Origin of the sequence: Hyphomicrobium sp. (assembly GCF_036262015.1) — a bacterium.
Lineage (GTDB): Bacteria > Pseudomonadota > Alphaproteobacteria > Rhizobiales > Hyphomicrobiaceae > Hyphomicrobium_C.
Genome location: NZ_DATAJR010000009.1, coordinates 414,378 through 432,129, shown reverse-complemented (window position 1 = coordinate 432,129; position 17,752 = coordinate 414,378). Strand labels below are relative to the sequence as shown.

The 17,752-nt window shown below is 63.7% G+C and carries 15 protein-coding genes; 8 read left to right on the top strand and 7 right to left on the bottom strand.

Annotated elements, in window-relative coordinates; genetic code table 11:
- Entirely contained in the window at positions 1-1,941 is a 1,941-nt protein-coding gene (locus VHO05_RS17570) for an acyl CoA:acetate/3-ketoacid CoA transferase (RefSeq protein ID WP_329647912.1), read from the bottom strand.
- Between the two features lie 300 nt (positions 1,942-2,241).
- Between VHO05_RS17570 and VHO05_RS17565 the strand changes: the two genes are divergently transcribed.
- The 8 genes from VHO05_RS17565 to VHO05_RS17530 all read left to right on the top strand — a co-directional run bounded on the left by VHO05_RS17565 (position 2,242) and on the right by VHO05_RS17530 (position 10,235).
- Positions 2,242-2,925 (top strand): hypothetical protein, encoded by a 684-nt coding sequence (locus VHO05_RS17565; RefSeq protein WP_329647911.1) that lies wholly within the window; start codon positions 2,242-2,244, stop codon positions 2,923-2,925.
- Positions 2,926-3,128: 203 nt separating this feature from the next.
- Positions 3,129-3,599, top strand: coding sequence for a hypothetical protein (locus VHO05_RS17560; protein ID WP_329647910.1), 471 nt, complete (start codon positions 3,129-3,131; stop codon positions 3,597-3,599).
- Between the two features lie 130 nt (positions 3,600-3,729).
- Positions 3,730-4,944: a D-alanyl-D-alanine carboxypeptidase family protein gene (locus tag VHO05_RS17555; RefSeq protein WP_329647909.1), complete on the top strand. Its 1,215-nt coding sequence runs from the start codon at positions 3,730-3,732 to the stop codon at positions 4,942-4,944.
- Between the two features lie 63 nt (positions 4,945-5,007).
- Entirely contained in the window at positions 5,008-5,634 is a 627-nt protein-coding gene (gene tmk / locus VHO05_RS17550) for a dTMP kinase (RefSeq protein WP_329647908.1), read from the top strand.
- A 2-nt stretch (positions 5,635-5,636) separates the two neighbouring features.
- The gene (locus VHO05_RS17545; protein ID WP_329647907.1) at positions 5,637-6,764 is read left to right on the top strand and encodes a DNA polymerase III subunit delta'; all 1,128 of its coding nucleotides are present in this window, start codon (positions 5,637-5,639) and stop codon (positions 6,762-6,764) included.
- Positions 6,765-6,968: 204 nt separating this feature from the next.
- A complete protein-coding gene (metG, locus tag VHO05_RS17540) occupies positions 6,969-8,585 on the top strand; it encodes a methionine--tRNA ligase (RefSeq protein ID WP_329647906.1) in 1,617 nt (538 codons plus the stop codon).
- Between the two features lie 55 nt (positions 8,586-8,640).
- Positions 8,641-9,444 carry a TatD family hydrolase gene (locus VHO05_RS17535; protein ID WP_329647905.1) on the top strand — a complete coding sequence of 268 codons (804 nt, stop codon included), beginning with the start codon at positions 8,641-8,643 and terminating at the stop codon, positions 9,442-9,444.
- Positions 9,441-10,235, top strand: coding sequence for an MBL fold metallo-hydrolase (locus VHO05_RS17530; protein ID WP_329647904.1), 795 nt, complete (start codon positions 9,441-9,443; stop codon positions 10,233-10,235). The genes VHO05_RS17535 and VHO05_RS17530 overlap by 4 nt, the downstream gene beginning before the upstream one ends.
- A gap of 7 nt (positions 10,236-10,242) precedes the next feature.
- On the opposite strand, the gene VHO05_RS17525 is transcribed toward VHO05_RS17530, so the two are convergent.
- From VHO05_RS17525 to VHO05_RS17500, 6 genes are all read right to left on the bottom strand, one after another.
- Positions 10,243-11,001, bottom strand: a complete 759-nt coding sequence (locus VHO05_RS17525; RefSeq protein ID WP_329647903.1) for an SDR family NAD(P)-dependent oxidoreductase — start codon at positions 10,999-11,001, stop codon at positions 10,243-10,245.
- Positions 11,002-11,236: 235 nt separating this feature from the next.
- Positions 11,237-12,673 (bottom strand): amidophosphoribosyltransferase, encoded by a 1,437-nt coding sequence (gene purF / locus VHO05_RS17520; RefSeq protein ID WP_329648194.1) that lies wholly within the window; start codon positions 12,671-12,673, stop codon positions 11,237-11,239.
- Between the two features lie 234 nt (positions 12,674-12,907).
- Positions 12,908-13,459: a CvpA family protein gene (locus VHO05_RS17515; RefSeq protein WP_329647902.1), complete on the bottom strand. Its 552-nt coding sequence runs from the start codon at positions 13,457-13,459 to the stop codon at positions 12,908-12,910.
- A gap of 61 nt (positions 13,460-13,520) precedes the next feature.
- Positions 13,521-14,897: a DNA repair protein RadA gene (gene radA / locus VHO05_RS17510; RefSeq protein WP_329647901.1), complete on the bottom strand. Its 1,377-nt coding sequence runs from the start codon at positions 14,895-14,897 to the stop codon at positions 13,521-13,523.
- A 165-nt stretch (positions 14,898-15,062) separates the two neighbouring features.
- On the bottom strand, positions 15,063-16,184 hold the full coding sequence (gene alr / locus VHO05_RS17505) for an alanine racemase (RefSeq protein ID WP_329647900.1): 1,122 nt from the start codon (positions 16,182-16,184) through the stop codon (positions 15,063-15,065).
- 34 nt (positions 16,185-16,218) lie between these two features.
- Positions 16,219-17,736, bottom strand: a complete 1,518-nt coding sequence (locus VHO05_RS17500; protein WP_329647899.1) for a replicative DNA helicase — start codon at positions 17,734-17,736, stop codon at positions 16,219-16,221.
- Between the last annotated feature and the right edge of the window lie 16 nt (positions 17,737-17,752).

The following is a 17,752-nucleotide window of genomic DNA, read 5'->3' as shown; positions in this document are numbered from 1 at the left end:
TTATGCCGGTTCCATCTCGAGAGCCGCGTAAGCTTCCTTCGCGCCTTCGTAGACGCGGGTCTCAAGTCCACGGCGACGCAGGGCATCCTGCAGCTTCGTCCGTGTGATCACGCTCGTCGCGTAGCGCGCCATCCGCTCGTAGTGATGCTTGCTCACGTACGCGACCATATCGGCGTATTCGTCGTAAAGGTCTTCCGCGATCCGGCAGCCGTCCTGGTTGACGATGGCGTTGACGCGGCGGCCGGCTGCCGTGCAGGCGTCCGAGATCGCCTTTTGCAGGTCAGCGACATCCGCCTTTTTGCGCACGCTCCAAGCCTCGAGATTGATCGAGAGGACGTTACGGCTCGCGTCGTAGCTGATGCGGTCCTTGAGATTGAGATTGAGCAGATCCGCCAAAAGACCCATCGGCTCGTCGCGGAAAAGCGCAGGGTTCATCGTGATCGGCCGATGGATATGCGGCTTGAAGGCCATGTGCGGAAGAATATCGCGCTCGATGTCGATGCCCGGCGCAACCTCGATCAGCTCGAGACCGTGGTCCGTGAGCTGGAACACGCAGCGCTCGGTCACGTAGATCACGGGCTGGCCCTTCTGCGCGGCATACGTGCCCGAGAAGGTCACTTGCTCGACCTGCTTCACGAACTTGCGCGCGCGGCCTTCCTTGACGATCTTGAGCTTGCCGTCCTCAACCGCGACTTCGAGACCGCCTGCCGTGAACGTTCCGGCAAACACGACGGCGCGCGCATTCTGCGAGATATCGATGAAGCCGCCGCAGCCGTTGAGCTTGCCGCCGAACTTACTGGTGTTGACGTTGCCGAGGCTGTCGCACTCCGCCATGCCGAGGCACGTGAGGTCGAGGCCGCCGCCATGGTAGAAATCGAACATCTGGTTCTGGTCGAGGATCGAGTGTGCGTTGGCCGAGGAGCCGAAGCTCGATCCGCCGGCAAGCACACCGCCGACCGCACCGGCTTCCGTCGTCATGACGAGGAGCGGTGTGACCTTCTCTTCATTGGCGACGTTCGCCACGCCGTCCGGCGCGCCGACGCCGAGATTGATGACGCCGTTCGGCGGCAGCTCGAAGGAGGCACGGCGCGCGATGATCTTGCGCTCGTCGAGCTCCATCTTGGGCAGGTTGTCGACGGTGACGCGGACTTCACCAGCCAGAGCCGGATCGTACATCACGCCGTAGTTCATGCGGTGCATCTCGGGCGGATCGGCGACGACGACACAGTCGACGAGAATACCCGGAACCTTGACGTCCTTCGGTTTGATCGAGCCATCAGCCACCAGACGCTCGACCTGCGCGATGACAATGCCGCCGTTGTTGTGTGCGGCCATCGCCTGCGCCAGAACGTCGAGCGTGAGGGCTTCCTTCTCCAGGCTGAGATTGCCGAGCGGGTCAGCGCTAGTGGCGCGGATGAGGGCGACGTTGATCGGCGTGGCCTTGTAGAAGAGCCATTCCTTGCCGTCGACCTCGACAAGCTTGACGAGGTCTTCCTTGGTGACGGTGTTGACCTTGCCGCCGCCGAGGCGCGGGTCGACGTAGGTATGCAGGCCGACGCGGGTGAACAGGCCGGGGCTGCCGGAAGCGCAGCTACGATAGAGTTTCGAGATGACGCCTTGCGGCAGGTTGTAGCCCTGGATCTTGTTGTCTTGCGCGGCCTGCGCGACCTTCGGCATGCGGCCGAAGTTGGCGGCGATGACGCGCTTCAGAAGTCCGTCGTGATGCAGGCGGCCGGTGCCGAGGCCTTTGCTGTCGCCCGCGCCGGCGCACATGATGAGGGTCAGGTCGCGCGGAGCCTTGGTGTCGACGTAGCGCTTTTCCAGCGCCGCATGCAGCATCTCGGGGATGCAGCTTTGAACGAATCCCGTAGTCGCAATGACGTCTCCGTCATTGATCAGAGCAATCGCATCGTCAGCCGAAACGACTTTGTTCTTCTGCATTGGTTTCCCCCGAAGGCTTCCACTTTTTTTCGCCAATTAGCGTGGAAACACCGCACTGACCGGCCTAGTGGAATGCTCGAATTGTGAGGTCGACGACATAGGTGACGAGGTCGACGGTATAGGCAGCGAGTTGTAGACCAGCAATCGTCACAATCGTCCTACTCGACTGGGTGACATCCGACCTACCCACCCTGCCCAGGGGGGCTGATCGTGCCGCAAGCCACACCTTCGCCGGATTTGGTAACACCTTTGACGCGCCGGCCACTGATGGCCGCTTGGGGAGAGTAGGGGAGTTGAGGGATGACACTGAGAACGGGCGGAGCCACGCAGGACGCGGCCGAAATCACGACCGAAAATGCCCGCCAATTTTCAGGCGGTCTCGGGGCCACGCTGTTTTCGGCCGTGGCCGTGATCTTCTCGGGTTACAGCCTTTGGGATAGCTCGCTGCGAAATGCCGACCTTAGGGTTTTTGTGCCCCGCGTCATTTACTATGCGGCCCCGTATCAGAACTCGAACTTCGAGATGATCTCGATCCCGGTCACGATCGCCAACGAGGGCGCTCAGACCGGCACCGCGCTGCACATGGATCTCGCCGTCACCGATCCGCGCACGAAAGAGACCAAGCATTTCTACGCTGCTGAGTTCGGAGTCTGGTCCATGGAGCGGACGCGCACGCGCAGCTATACCGGCTTTGCGCCGATCTCGCTCGAAGGGCGTTCGAGCCGCACGGAATCAATCCTCTTCTACACACGCGGCGAGGAGGAAAAGCCCGAGCAGATCATCCGCGAGCCCGGTGCCTACGAATTTACCCTCACGGTGACACCGGCCGATCAGGGCGGCTTGCTTGCAAGCAAGGAGGCGTCCAAACCGATCTCCGTAAGCTTCGAGCGCGTGCTCCCGTTCTACGACGCGCGAGCCTTCGAGAACGGCACCATTTTCATGCACGCCAAGGACTGGACCTCGTCGTCGAATACAGCCGAGTAGGGTTCGAACGAGGTGGGACGATCGCATTGATTCCGGACAGGGCGGGGCCATATTCAACACAGCCTGCCCGTCCGCGCGAGGATCGGTGCACGTCCGCGCGCCGCTTCCCGCGTGGATCGGAGCGGCTTGCGTAACGCCAAAAAGCTGGTCCGACCCGCGAATATGAGTAAGCGCTGATCCCGGCCGCGCGTCAGGAGGGCGTCATGAAGCGTAGTGTCGTTGTCCTGAGTTTCTTCGTTCTCCTGGCCGTCCCAATGCTTCTCGCTGCCGAGCGGCCAGAGACGGAAAGTTACGCCCCGGGCCTTGGAGAGTTCATGACCATGACGCAGGTCCGTCACGCCAAGCTTTGGTTCGCCGGGGAGGAAAAAAACTGGAGCTTGGCAAACTACGAGATCGACGAAATTAAGGAGGGTCTTGAGGACGCATCGAAGCTTCATCCCATCCACGATGGGTTTCCGGTCGCCGATATGATCAAGGCTGCCACGGAGGCGCCGCTCGAGCTGCTGAGCAAATCCGTTGAAGCCAAGAGCCGTGCCGACTTTACCACGGCCTTCGACAAGCTGACGGCGGGTTGCAACACCTGCCATGCGGGCGTGAAGCACGCCTTCATCGAGATCAAGCGCCCGACAGCACCACCCCTGAGCAACCAGGCATTTATCACCAGTGGCAATTAGGGGCTGAGGGTCACAGGCGACACCCGGATCAACACCTCCCCCTCGCGACTTCGGAGCGCCCCCGCATTGACTCGCGGCAGGCCAGAGCCATAGTTAACGCCGCCCGTTCGCCCCGTGCGAGGACCGATTCATGAGACGGCTGCTGATCTTCGCCTTTGCATTGTTGGGGCTGCTTCCGCTGTGGATCGGAGCGGTTCACGCACAGCAATCCGGTGGCTTCACGACCACGGCCAAGAACGCGATCCTGATGGATTACGACTCCGGCTCGATCATCTATCAGAAGTCAGCCGACGAACTGGTCCCTCCCGCGAGCATGAGCAAGCTCATGACGCTGGCCGTGCTGTTCAAGGCGCTGAAGGACGGCAAGTACAAGCCGGAGGACGAGTTCCAGACCAGCGAGAACGCCTGGAGGACGGGAGGTGCGCCGTCCGGCACCTCAGCCATGTTCATTCCGATCCACAACAAGACGCCGATCAGCGAGCTGATTCAGGGCATCGTCGTCCAGTCGGGAAATGACGCCTGTATCACCGTCGCCGAAGGCATGGCGGGTTCGGTGCCTGAATTCGCCAAGCTGATGGAGGCGGAGGCGCGCCGCATTGGGCTGCCCAAGTCGACCTTCCGCAACTCCACGGGCTTGCACGATCCCGAGCACCTGATGACCGCGCGCGAACTGGCGCTTCTGGCCCGCTACCTCATCAAGTCCTATCCGGAGCAATTCAAAGTCTTCGGACAGCGCGAATTCCTGTATCGCAAGCATAAGTTCTACAATCGCAACCCGTTGCTCTCGGCCGGCATCGGCGTCGACGGCATGAAGACCGGTCACACCAAGGAGGCCGGTTACGGCATGGTGGTGACCTCGCTTGTCGACGGCCGCCGTCTGATCGGCGTCGTCATGGGGTTCGAGAACGAGAAGGAGCGGCAATCCGAAACCCGCCGCATGCTGGAATGGGGCGCCAAGAGCGTGTCCAGCGCCAAGCTCTTCGACGCCGGCGAAGCGGTGGGATACGCACGTGTCTGGGGCGGTGAGGACTTCTACGTGCCCTTGACCGGCGACGGCGATCTCGAGGTGATCCTGCCGAAATACCCGGTGAATCAGAAGATCCGCGCAGAGATCGTCTATCAGGGCCCCTTGAAGCCGCCCGTCAAGAAGGGTGACCAAGTGGCCATGTTCCGCGTCACCAGTACCGCGCCTGGAAGCTCCGAGCCCATTGCCGTCAGCGAGACGCCCCTTTACGCCGAGACCGACGTGGAGGAGGCGAGTTTTTATTGGCGGGGGATCGACTCGCTCTTGCACCTGGCTTTGCGCGTCACGCCGGATGTCCGGGCCTTGCTCAACCGGCAGTAAGGCCGCGGCGCCGACCCTCTCGAATTGCTTGATCTCCGACCGCGAGGCTCTAGTGTCCGGGCCATGACGCGCGGAAAATTCATCACGTTCGAGGGCGGAGAGGGCTCCGGCAAGTCGACCCAGGTCGCGTTGCTGGCTGCACGGTTGCGCAAAACGGGCATCGCGACCATCGTCACGCGCGAGCCGGGCGGAACGCCGCTCGGTGAGAGCATCCGCACACTGGTCCTGGAAACCGCCCCCGAAACCGTCACCGAGCTGTTGCTGTTCGCGGCCGCGCGCGCCGAGCATGTCGCCAAGGTGATCCGTCCGGCCCTCGACACCGGCACGTGGGTCGTCTGCGACCGCTTCATCGACTCGACGCGCGTGTACCAGGGCCTGCTTGGCGGGGCGCCCGCCGATCTCATTGGCGCGCTGGAGACCGGTACCGTCGGGTCCACGATCCCGGACCTCACGTTCGTGCTGGATCTCGACCCGGCGCAAGGCCTCAAGCGCGCCGAGGCGCGCGGCGCTCTCTCCCGCTTCGATTCCGCGCACGAGGACTATCACCATCGCTTGCGGGAGGGCTTTCGCGACATCGCCAAGACCGAGCCGGGGCGCTGCCTTCTCCTCGACGGTGGCCGCGCACCCGAGCTGATCGCCGACGACATCTGGACCGCCGTAGAATCCCGCCTGCCGGACGAGGTGCGCTGACGATGGCCCGCGCCCCCGCCGTACAGGAGATCGAGGAGCTGCCGGAGGCCGATCGCCTCGACGGCTTTCCACATCCGCGCGCCACGCAGCGCCTATTCGGTCATGAGGACGCCGAGCGCGCGCTCGCTGAAGCGTTCGCGTCGGGCCGCATGCATCACGCTTGGCTGATCACAGGCGCTGAAGGGATCGGTAAGGCCACGCTCGCCTATCGATTCGCCCGCCATATTCTTGCCGATCCAAGCGAGCGCACGGCGCATTCGCTCGACATTGAACCCGAAACACGCGCCGCACGCCAAGTCCTTGCGCTTTCGCATCCAGGCTTGCTCGTGGTGCGCCGCGCCTACGATCTCAAGAATAAACGCTTCCCGGCCACCATTCCGGTGGACGAGGTGCGCCGCTTGAAGTCCTTCCTCGGGAGAACGGCAGACGAGAACGCCTGGCGTGTCGTCATCGTCGACCGCGCCGACGAATTGAACATCAGCGCCGCCAACGCACTCCTGAAGTCGTTGGAGGAGCCCCCCCCGCGCACGGTGTTTCTCCTCGTCTCCTCCGCCCCGGGACGCTTGCTTGTCACGATCCGGTCGCGCGTCCGCACGCTCGATCTCGCCCCGCTGGCGGACGAACCGCTGCGGCGCGCGGTCACTCAGGCTTTCGCGGGGAGTGGCGAGGAGATCGGGAGCGCCGCGCCAGCCGCCTCCGACTGGGACAAGCTCGGACGCCTCTCGGGAGGCAGTGTACGGCGCTTGCTGGCGTTGCACGCCGCCAAGGGGCTTGTGCTCCACGAGCGCATCTCGACCCTTCTCAAGGGCCTGCCGGCGGTCGACTGGGGTACCCTACATGCGCTGGGCGACGAATTGAGCGGGCAAGCCGCAGAACAGCGTTACGAGCTGTTTTTCGAACTGCTGATGGACGGTGTGGCGCGGCTGATTAACGCTGAGGCCCGCGGCGAGGGCACACCCGACGAGATCGCCCTGGCAGGCCGCCTCATCGGACCCGCCCGGCTTGCCACCTGGGCTGGCTTGTGGGAAAGAGTGGCCGCGGACAAGGCCGAGACAGCGGCGCTGAACCTCGACCGGAAAGCCCTGATCCTCGACGTTTTTTCCCGGCTCGAGGCAGCGGCCCGCTCATGACCCCAGATCGCACCGGATCTCCAATCGATCCGGAGCGTGATTGACGGGTCTCAAACAGAAAACGGCCGGGATTAGCTCGCTCGAGAGGCCTCGGTTCATGACAGTGCAAAAGCGCCCCTTCCGAACGTGACGGTTATCCCCGCATGCATTCGGCAGCATGAACCTGATTGGTCATAGACAGACAGCGCGACAACACGAGGTCCCATGAGCGGGCGCGAGAAATTCTACATCACGACGGCGATTTCGTATCCGAACGGCGTCCCGCACATCGGCCACGCCTATGAGGCCATCGCGACCGATGCCGTCGCGCGCTTCGAGCGCCTCGACGGCAAGGACGTCTTCTTCCTCACCGGCACCGATGAGCACGGCCTCAAGATGAAGCAGACGGCCGTGAAGGAGGGGCTCACACCCCTTGCGCTCGCCGACCGCAACGCGGCGCGGTTCGTCGAGATGGCCGCGACGCTCGGTCTCTCGAACGATGACTTCATCCGCACCACCGAGCCGCGCCACTACGAAGCCTGCGCTGAAATCTGGCGCCGCATGGAAAAGGCCGGCGACATCTTCTCGAAGAAGTACGGCGGCTGGTACTCGGTGCGCGACGAGACCTACTACAAGGAATCCGAGACGGAAGTTCGCGACGATGGGCTGCGCTACGCGACGCCGACCGGCACGCCTGTCGAATGGACGGAGGAAGAGACCTTTTTCTTCCGCCTTTCGGCCTACGAGGAGCGCCTGCTCGCGCACTACGAGGCAAACCCCGAGTTCATCCTGCCGGTGGAGCGCCGCAACGAGGTCGTGAGCTTCGTCAAAAGCGGACTTGAGGATCTATCGATCTCGCGCTCGACGCTCGATTGGGGCATTCCGGTTCCGGATGCGCCAGGCCACGTCATGTACGTCTGGGTCGACGCGCTGACGAACTACGTCACCGCAACAGGTCTGCTCAACCAGCCGAAGGGCGCGCGCGCCGATTACTGGCCTGCGGATGTGCACGTCATCGGCAAGGACATCGTCCGCTTTCATGCCGTCTATTGGCCCGCGTTCCTGATGTCGGCCGGCATCGAGCTGCCGAAGCGCGTCTTCTCGCACGGGTTCGTTCTGAACAAGGGCGAGAAGATGTCGAAGTCGGTCGGCAACGTCGTCGACCCGTTCGATCTCGTGCGCGCCTATGGCCGCGATCAGCTCCGTTATTTCTTCCTGCGCGAGGTGATGTTCGGACAGGACGGCAACTATTCGCCCGAAGCGATCGCCAACCGCATCAACGCCGATCTCGCGAACAACCTTGGCAATCTCGCGCAGCGTTCGTTGTCGATGATCTACAAGAACTGCGACGGCAAGATTCCGCAGCCCGGTGAGTTCTCGGCCGAGGACAAGGCCATCCTCGCGGCGACGGATGCGCTCTACGCCGAGGCGCGTGCGGCGATGGATAAGCAAGCCATCACGCGCTATCTCGACGCCGTGTGGTCCGTCATCGCCGACGCAAACCGTTACTTCGCCGCCGAGGAGCCGTGGGCGAAGAAGAAGACCGATCCCAAGCGCATGGAGACCATTCTCTATGTGACTGCAGAGATCGTGCGTCAGTTTGGCATTCTCGCTCAGCCGGTGATGCCGGAGCTGGCAGGCAAGCTGCTCGATCTTATATTGCCGGGTGACACGGAGAGCCGTTCATTTGCGAACCTCGGTGCCGCCGGCCGGCTCGTGCCTGGAACACCGATCCCGGAGCCGCAGGGCGTCTTCCCGCGCTACGTCGATCCGGAGGAGCAGGCGAAGGCCGCCGCCGCGCCCCAGCCCAAGCAGAAGAAGGGCGGCAAGACCGAGAAGTAGAAGACCTCTCTTCCTCTTGAAGTGCAGACAATGGGGAAGAGAGAGGGAGTAAACGATGCTGGTTGACCACCACTGCCATCTCGACTTTCCCGAGTTCGCGGACGATCTCGCGGGCATCGTGACGCGTGCGAAGAAGGCAGGCGTCGGCACGATGGTCACGATCTCCACCCGTATCCGGAAGTTCGACCAGGTGCGCGCCGTGGCCGAGCGCTTCGAGGACGTCTACTGTTCGGTCGGCACCCACCCACACAACGCGGACGAAGAGCTCGACATCCCCACGAGCGAAATCATCCGTCTCTCGCAGCATCCCAAGGTCGTCGCGGTCGGCGAGGCGGGCCTCGACTACTACTACAAGCACGCGACACCGGCCGGACAAGCCGAAGGCTTCCGCAATCACATCGCGGCCGCACGCGAAACGGGGCTGCCGCTCGAGATCCACACGCGCGAGGCCGACGCCGATACCCTCGCCATTCTCGAGGACGAGCATCGGAAGGGCGCGTTCCCAGCTGTTCTTCACTGCTACACGGGCGGTCGCGAACTCGCGATGCGCGCCGTCGATCTCGGGCTCTATGTTTCATTCAGCGGCGTCATCAGCTTCAAGAAGACCGAAGCCCTGCAAGAGATTGCGCGCGACGTCCCGCTCGACCGCATTCTCGTCGAGACCGACGCGCCGTTCCTCGCGCCGGTTCCTCATCGCGGGAAGACAAACGAACCTGCCTATGTGGTGCACACGGCCGCCGCACTCGCGCGTATCCGTGGGATCTCGGAAGCTGAGGTCGCCCGCGCCACCACGGACAACTTCTTCCGCCTCTACACGAAGGCGAAGCGTCCGGCATCAGCCGCGAGCGCTGCCGAATGAGCCTGCGGTTCACGATCCTGGGCTGCGGGTCTTCGGGCGGCGTTCCGCGCATCGGCTCCATGTGGGGCAAATGCGATCCCACCAACCCGAAGAACCGGCGGCGCCGTTGTGCGCTCCTGGTTGAGAAACGCGGCCCTGGCGGCACGACGAGTGTGCTCATCGACACGCCGCCCGATCTGCGTGAGCAGCTTCTCTCCGTGCGTGCCGAAGCGCTCGACGCCGTACTTTTTACGCACGATCATGCGGACCACACACACGGCATCGATGACCTGCGCATGGTCGCCTACGCCATGAAAAAGCGCGTGCCGTGCTACTTCGACGCCGCGACGCAGGCGAGCCTCGTCGGCCGTTTCGCCTATTGCTTCGTGCAGCCCGCCGGCTCCGCCTATCCGCCGATCCTGGTGTCCGAGCTTTTGACACCGGGTGAGCCCGTGCGCATCGACGGGGCAGGGGGCGTCATCGAAGCGCTACCGATCCGCCAGTTCCACGGCGACATCGACAGCCTGGCCTTTCGCTTCGGCAACGTCGCCTATTCGCCGGACGTCTCGGCGCTGCCGCTCGATTCCATTCCCCTTTTGGAGGACCTCGATCTCTGGATCGTGGACGCACTCCGCTACTCGGCGCATCCGAGCCACTTCTCGCTCAAGGAAGCGCTACAACACATCGAACGCCTGCGCGCGAAACGCGCGGTGCTCACCCACATGACCGGCGATCTCGATTACGACGCACTGAAGCGTGAGCTCCCCACCCACGTCGAGCCCGCCTACGACAACATGGTGATCGAGGTCTAGCGCCCGCTTAAGCGTCGTTGCTGGCGGCGAACGAGGCTGCGGACTCGGCATCTCCGCGATAGCGCACAAGCGCGCCGTTGTCTGTCGCGGTCGGAAGCAGGAGCGGCAGAGCGAATTTCGCCACGTCGGCTGGATCTGCAAGCTTGCTGCGATCTTCGCCCGGAAAAGCCTTCGAGCGTAGGCCCGTCCGCATGGGGCCGGGGTCGCAAAGCGCAACGCGAACCGGCGTGTTGACAACCTCTTGGGCATAGCTCTTGGCCAGCGCTTCGAGCCCGGCCTTGGACACTGCGTACGGCCCCCAGTAAGCGAGCTGACCTGACGCGGCCTCGCACGTCACGAACAGCGCGCGTCCCGCGTCAGACCGCTTCAGGAGCGGGTCCAGCGTGCGGATCAGCCGCCAGTTGGCGCTGACGTTGATATCCAGAACAGACTCCCAAGCGTCCGCCGCCACGTGCGGCAGCGGCGAGAGCGGTCCCAGGATGCCGGCCGCTGCGACCAGAATGTCAAGCTTGCCCCAGCGCTGGTAGAGCACAGGGCCAAGCTGATCGATGCGGTCCCCGGCCCGGAGATCCAGCTTCAGGATGGTGGCCTTCCCGCCGATGGCGCGGATCTCGTCATCAAGGTCTTCGAGCGCCCCGGGTGAGCGCGCGCAAATAACGACGTGAGCCCCTTCGCGCGCCAGCGCGAGAGCCATTGCCCGCCCTAGTCCTCGTGACGCTCCAGTGATGAGCGCAATACGATCCTTGAAACGCGGTCGTGGGGACATGGCAGGCCTTTTCGGGAGGTTAGGTGCGGCCGGGAGATGAGCCTAAACGGTGGCCGCTGCGGAGAGAAGTGCGTCGTAGCCCCTTAGTTTCCAAGAAGGAAGTCGCGGGTATCCGGATGCATCGTCGCAGCGCCGTCGGCTGCGGGCGATGAGCCTGAGGGCACATGGAGAAATAACAGAAAACCCTCCCCCTGCGGCAGCAAGGAGAGGGCTGATAACGCGAGAAGAATTTTGGTTACCCGACTTCGGCCAAAAGCGAGAGCTGGCGTGTGCTGGCCTGCCCGTTCTGGTCTGTCAGCTCCGTCGGATACTCGCCCGTGAAGCAATGATCGGTGAACTGCGGGCTGCGCGCATCGCGGCCCTCGTAACCGACAGCGCGATAGATTCCGTCGACCGAGAGGAAAGCCAGGCTGTCTGCCCCCATGAAGGCACGCATGCCTTCGAGGTCGTAGTTGGCAGCCAGCAGCGCTGTCTTGCTCGGCGTGTCGATGCCGTAGAAGTCGGAGTGCGTGATCGGTGGCGAGGAGATGCGCATGTGCACCTCCTTCGCGCCGGCTTCGTACATCAGCTCGACGATCTTCTTCGACGTCGTGCCACGCACGACACTGTCGTCGATGAGGACGATGCGCTTGCCGCGGATAACACCGGCATTGGCCGAATGCTTAAGCTTGACGCCGAGCGCGCGGATGCGCTGCTCGGGTTCGATGAACGTGCGGCCGACGTAATGATTGCGGATGATGCCGAGCTCGAACGGCAGACCGGACTCACGCGCATAGCCGATGGCAGCGGGAACGCCCGAGTCTGGAATCGGAACGATAACGTCCGCGTCCGCCCAAGCCTCTCGGGCGAGCTGCACGCCCATCTGCTGGCGCACATCGTAGACCGAGCGTCCGCCGACGATGCTGTCGGGGCGCGCAAAGTAGATGTACTCGAAAATGCACGGACGGGCCGGGCGGATCGGATACGGCCGGTGGCTCTCGATGCCGCTCTCCGTGATGACGACCACTTCGCCGTTCTCGACCTCACGCACGAACTCCGCGCCGACAATGTCGAGCGCGCAGGTTTCGGAGGCAAGCACATAGGCTTCGCCAAGCCGGCCGATGACAAGCGGACGAATCCCGACTGGATCGCGGGCACCGATCAGCATGTCGTTGGTGAGGCAGACCAGCGCCCAGGCGCCTTCGATCTGGCGGATCGCTTCGATGAAACGCTCGACCATGCGGCGCTTCTTGGAGCGAGAGAGAAGGTGAAGGATCACCTCGGTATCCGAGGTCGACGGGAAGATCGCGCCGGAGTTGATCAGCTCCTGGCGGAGCGTGAGAGCGTTGGTGAGGTTGCCGTTGTGGGCGACGGCAAAGCCGCCGGTGTCGATATCTGCGTAGAGCGGCTGGACGTTCTTGAGGGCCGGCTCGCCGGTCGTCGAGTAGCGATTGTGCCCGACGGCCATCGAGCCTTTCAGGCGATGAATGACATCCGCTTCGTTGAAGTTATCACCGACGAGGCCGAGGCGGCGTTCGGAGTGGAACTGCTTGCCATCGTAGCTGACGATGCCGGCAGCTTCCTGGCCGCGATGTTGAAGGGCGTGAAGGCCGAGCGCGGTGATGGCCGCCGCTTCAGGGTGCCCAAAAACACCGAAGACCCCGCATTCCTCGCGGAGTCTGTCGTCGCCCATCTTAGACAGGCCGAAATCCGGAAATGAATCGCCCCCGGCACCGGGTGCGTGATCATGCGCCATGGCTGCCTCCCGCTAAAGCATCCGCCGCAACTTCTACGCAAGTTCAACGCAACGGTGTGCCGTTCTGCACGCTGTTCGGAGTGGTCAACCCCGCCGTCGCATGCGCGATATATATGATAACGGCGGGGGCGTTAAAGAGCTTTATTAGCACCGTCACCGATCTGTCGCGGTCTATTGCGCCGGAGGCTCAGATGCCGCGGGGGGCTGCGACAGGGATGACGGCATGTAAGTCTCGAGAACACCCCGAATGGCGGTTCCGGTCGCCCGAATATACGGCGTGGACAGACCATCCCGCACCCACGGCAGATGGTTCTGCTCGTCAGGCACAAAAGACGCGTAGAACATGTAGGGGATGACGACCAGAAGGAAGCCGCGGGCCAATCCGAAGACGAAGCCCAGGATGCGGTCGATCATGCCGACGCTGCTGTCCAGGATCACGTCCGAGATGCGGGCCGTGATGAGATGAACAATGATAAGCACAATCAGGAAGATGATGGCGCCGATCGCGATCTGGGCGACAGCAACCTGCGTGCCCATTTGCGAGGCCATGTCCTCGGCCACTTTCTTGTGGTTGAGGACGAAATAGAGCGTAGTACCTGCAGCTGCAACCCAGGATAGGATCGAGAGAAGCTCGCGCGTCAGGCCGCGGTACATAGCCAGCAGTGCGGAAATGAAGCAGACCGCGATCACAGCGGCGTCGAGATAAGTGAGCGGCCCGATCATGATCTGGCTCCTCCGATATGGGAAGCAACTGCGGCGTGGTTTGGTAAGGGTCCCCGGCCGTTCAGTCGCATGGGCCGAGCGCCTCTGCAAGCTCCTTAAGATGTGCAACGCGGCGAAGCTTGAGCTTTGCACCGTCTGAGTTGGGATCGCCGCTGGCTGGGATAACCGCTTCTGTAAAGCCGAGCTTGGCGGCCTCCTTGAGGCGAAGCCCCATGTGAGGGGCAGCGCGGACGGCGCCTGAGAGCGAGATTTCCCCAAAGTGAATTTGCTTGGGATCGAGGGCGCGGTTCGAAAGCGAAGCGAGCAGTGCGGCCGCAGCCGCCAGGTCGGCAGCCGGCTCGACGATCCGTAGGCCGCCTGCGACATTGAGATAGACGTCGTGATGGGCAAACGAAACGCCGCAGCGCGCTTCGAGCACCGCGATCAGCATGGCAAGGCGGCTTTGCTCCCAGCCGACCACGGCCCGGCGTGGTACGCCCAGTCCGGAAGGCGCAACCAGCGCCTGGATCTCGACCAGGATCGGGCGCGTGCCTTCCATGCCTGCGAACACGGATGTGCCCGGAGCTTTCGCGTCGCGCTCGCCAAGGAAGAGTTCCGACGGGTTGGCGACCTCCTTCAGGCCCGAACCCGCCATCTCGAAGACGCCGATCTCGTCCGTCGCGCCGAACCGGTTCTTGGTCGCGCGCAGGATGCGATAGGTGTGGCCCCGGTCGCCTTCGAAAGACAGCACGGTGTCGACCACGTGCTCGACGGCTTTCGGTCCGGCGATTTGCCCATCCTTCGTCACATGGCCGACGAGGAGCAGCGCGCAGCCCGCTTGCTTTGCGTAGCGCACGAGCGACTGCGTTGCCGCCCGCACTTGACTGACGGAACCGGGCGCCGCTTCGAGCGCATCCGACCACAGCGTCTGGATCGAGTCGATGACGACGAGGTCGGCTCGTTTCTCCTCTCCCAATGTGGCGAGGATATTTGTCAGGCTCGTCTCCGCGGCAAGCGCCACCGGCGCATCGGCAAGCCCGAGCCGCGCCGCGCGCAAACGCACCTGAGCGGCAGCCTCCTCACCCGAGAAGTAGATCGCGCGCCGGCCCGCACGGCCCAGCGCGGCGGCGAGCTGCAAAAGCAAGGTCGATTTGCCGATGCCCGGCTCGCCGGAAATCAGCAGCACGGAGCCGGGTACGATCCCACCGCCCGTGACGCGGTCCAGTTCAGGCATACCGGTGAGAAAGCGTGGAGCTTCCTCCGGGGCGCCCGAAAGCGTTTCGAGCGTCAGTGCGCGGCCCTTGCTGGCGCGCGTCAATCCAGAGCCGGGAGGCGGGGCGGACGTCACCTCCTCGACGATCGTGTTCCAATCGCCGCAGGACGAGCACTTGCCCGCCCAGCGCACCGAGGTTGCCCCGCAGCTCTGGCAAACGAAACTGGATTTCGCGGCCTTCGCCATCGCTAGTGCCCCGATTCCGAAGTTCGCCGGAGTTCGCGCCTAGGTTGGGAAGCGAACTTCGGAGTCATAAGGGGCACTAGAATCATGGACTTGCTAGTGTGACTCAGATCGAGAAATTCGCTCTGAACCCTGCAGCAATCGGCGGCGAATTTCTCGATCATCACACTAGCTCCCGCCCGTGTGTCGGCGCACGAAGCGCGGTCCGAGCCTGGTCAGAACCTCATAGCCGATGGTCCCCGAGGCCTTCCCCATCGCTTCGATCGTGCTCCCGGGACCGACGAGCGTAACAAGATCGCCGCGGGCAACCGGGCCGTCGATGTCCGTGATGTCGACGGTGATCAAGTCCATGGAAACGCGCCCGACGACCGGCGCGCGCTGTCCGGCTACGAGAACCGCGCCCCCGGTCTTGCTCGACGCTGCGCTGAGGGCGCGCGCGAACCCATCGGCATAGCCTGCGGCCACGACGGCGAGGCGCGTTCGGCGCGAAGCGGTCCAGGTCGCCGAATAGCCGACGCTCTCGCCGGTCTTGAGCGTTCGCACTTGGAGCACGCGCGCCTCGACCGTCACGACCGGTTTGACGGGCGTCGCCCCGCCGCGAAACGCCTGCCCGCCGTAGAGCGCATAGCCGGGCCGCACGAGATCGTAGTGAAAGGCTTTGCCAAGCATGAGCCCGTCTGACGCTGCAAGACTCGCGGGTGCCTCCGGCAGCGATGCGCGTCGCCGGTTGAATACGCTGCGCTGCTTGGCGTTGTGCGGGTCCGACGGATCGTCCGCGCAGGCGAGATGGCTCATCACGAGGCGCAGGTCGAGAGCCTCCAGCAATGAGGGATCGGCTTCCAGCGCTTTTACGTCACCGGCCGAGAGCCCGAGACGGTTGAGACCGGTGTCGACTTGCAGCGCGGCCGGCACACGGCGGCCGGCCCGCGACGCGACGTTCGACCATTCCATGACCTCTTCAAGGCTGGACAACACCGGCGCAACGTCGGCTGCCAGAAGGAGAGGGGCGGCGCCGGGGAAGAGGCCGTCGAGCGCAAACAGCCGAGCCTTCGGCGCAAGCAGTCGCGCAGCCCGGGCCTCGTCGGGGGTTGCGACGAAAAACGTCCGGCACCCCGCGCGCACAAGCGCTGGGATCACCTCCGACGCGCCAAGCCCGTAGGCATCCGCCTTGACGACGGCGCCGCACTCGGCCGGTGCAACGAGCGCCGACAAAGCCCGCCAGTTGTCCTGCAGCACCCCGAGGTCGATCGTGACGATACCCGTGGCATCCGGAGGGAGTTTGGCCGTCATCGCGGCACGCATCCGAACGGGAACGCGAGCACGCTCACTCGTAGCGCTCGGGCATCTGGAATTCCTTGGCCAGGTTGCCGAAGCGTGTGAACTGGCTTTCGAACGCCAGCTGCACGGTGCCCACGGGGCCGTGGCGCTGCTTGCCGATGATCACTTCGGCCTTGCCCGACACGGCCATCATTTGCGTCTGCCAATCGTTGAACTCCGGCGTTCCCTCGCGCGGCTTCTGCCGCTCGACGTAGTATTCCTCACGGAACACGAACATGACAACGTCGGCGTCCTGCTCAATGGAGCCGGATTCACGCAGGTCCGAGAGCTGCGGCCGTTTGTCCTCGCGCTGCTCCACCTGACGCGAAAGCTGCGAAAGGGCAATGATCGGAACCACCAGTTCCTTGGCCAGGGCCTTGAGGCCGGTCGTGATCTCGGTGATCTCCTGCACGCGATTGTCGCCGCGCTTCGACGAGCCGGACAACAGCTGCAAGTAGTCGACGATCAGAAGATCCAACCCCTTCTGGCGCTTGAGTTTCCGCGCACGCGCGGCGAGCTGGGCGATGGAGATGCCGCCGGTTTGGTCGATGTAGAGCGGCGCACGGCTCATCTCCTGCGACACGGAGACGAGCTTCCGGAACTCGTCTTCACTGATCATACCGCGGCGGATCTTTTCCGACGCAATCTCGGCCTGCTCCGAAAGGATACGCGTGGCGAGCTGCTCGGCGCTCATTTCGAGCGAGAAGAAGCCGACGCGCCCGCCCTCGATCGTTTTGTCGGTGCCGTCCGGCTGTTTCTCGGAGCGATAAGCCTTGGCGACGTTGTAGGCGATATTGGTGACGAGCGCGGTCTTACCCATCGAGGGGCGGCCAGCGAGGATGATGAGGTCCGACGACTGCAGGCCGCCCATCCTGTTGTCGAGGTCGTTGAGGCCGCTTGAGAGGCCGGAGAGGTGCCCGTCGCGCTCGTACGCCGCGTTCGCCATGTCGATGGCGTGCGTCAGAGCCGTACCGAAGGCCATGAAGCCCTGGCCGTACTTGCCGCTTTCGGCGAGGTCATAGAGGCGCGATTCCGCCTCCTGGATCTGTGACTCGGGCGGGAAGTCGATCGGCGCGTCGTAGGCCGAGTTGACCATGTCCTCGCCGAGCACGATGAGCTGTCGGCGGATGGCGAGGTCGTAGACGGTGCGTCCGTAATCCTCGACGTTGATGATGGTCGTTGCGTTGGCCGCGAGTCGCCCGAGGTACTGGGGAACGGTGAGGTGCTGATCGATGCGCTCGGCGTTATCGAAGAACGTCTTGAGCGTGATCGGCGTCGCCTGCTTGCCGGCCTGGATCATCTTCGCGGCCGTCTCGAAGATTTGCCCGTGCAGCGGATCGAAGAAATGGACGGGCTCGAGGAACGCGGAGACGCGGTCCATGGCCTCGTTGTTGATTAGGATCGCCCCAAGAAGGCCTTGCTCGGCCTCGATGTTGTGAGGGGCTTCGCGGAATTGCGCTGGCTCGGCTGCATTTGCGGCCGCGCGGAGCGTGTCGGACTGGAGGAGTGCGGTGTTCGTTGCCATGGCCGCACACTAGCTT

Excerpts from the sequence above, each read along its gene's own strand:
- VHO05_RS17535 (WP_329647905.1), top strand. The coding sequence starts at position 8,641 with ATGCTGGTTGACCACCACTGCCATCTCGACTTTCCCGAGTTCGCGGAC.
- metG (WP_329647906.1), top strand. The coding sequence starts at position 6,969 with ATGAGCGGGCGCGAGAAATTCTACATCACGACGGCGATTTCGTATCCG.
- purF (WP_329648194.1), bottom strand. The coding sequence starts at position 12,673 with ATGGGCGACGACAGACTCCGCGAGGAATGCGGGGTCTTCGGTGTTTTT.
- VHO05_RS17515 (WP_329647902.1), bottom strand. The coding sequence starts at position 13,459 with ATGATCGGGCCGCTCACTTATCTCGACGCCGCTGTGATCGCGGTCTGC.
- VHO05_RS17565 (WP_329647911.1), top strand. The coding sequence starts at position 2,242 with ATGACACTGAGAACGGGCGGAGCCACGCAGGACGCGGCCGAAATCACG.
- radA (WP_329647901.1), bottom strand. The coding sequence starts at position 14,897 with ATGGCGAAGGCCGCGAAATCCAGTTTCGTTTGCCAGAGCTGCGGGGCA.
- VHO05_RS17525 (WP_329647903.1), bottom strand. The coding sequence starts at position 11,001 with ATGTCCCCACGACCGCGTTTCAAGGATCGTATTGCGCTCATCACTGGA.
- VHO05_RS17560 (WP_329647910.1), top strand. The coding sequence starts at position 3,129 with ATGAAGCGTAGTGTCGTTGTCCTGAGTTTCTTCGTTCTCCTGGCCGTC.
- alr (WP_329647900.1), bottom strand. The coding sequence starts at position 16,184 with ATGACGGCCAAACTCCCTCCGGATGCCACGGGTATCGTCACGATCGAC.
- tmk (WP_329647908.1), top strand. The coding sequence starts at position 5,008 with ATGACGCGCGGAAAATTCATCACGTTCGAGGGCGGAGAGGGCTCCGGC.
- VHO05_RS17545 (WP_329647907.1), top strand. The coding sequence starts at position 5,637 with ATGGCCCGCGCCCCCGCCGTACAGGAGATCGAGGAGCTGCCGGAGGCC.
- VHO05_RS17555 (WP_329647909.1), top strand. The coding sequence starts at position 3,730 with ATGAGACGGCTGCTGATCTTCGCCTTTGCATTGTTGGGGCTGCTTCCG.
- VHO05_RS17570 (WP_329647912.1), bottom strand. The coding sequence starts at position 1,941 with ATGCAGAAGAACAAAGTCGTTTCGGCTGACGATGCGATTGCTCTGATC.
- VHO05_RS17530 (WP_329647904.1), top strand. The coding sequence starts at position 9,441 with ATGAGCCTGCGGTTCACGATCCTGGGCTGCGGGTCTTCGGGCGGCGTT.
- VHO05_RS17500 (WP_329647899.1), bottom strand. The coding sequence starts at position 17,736 with ATGGCAACGAACACCGCACTCCTCCAGTCCGACACGCTCCGCGCGGCC.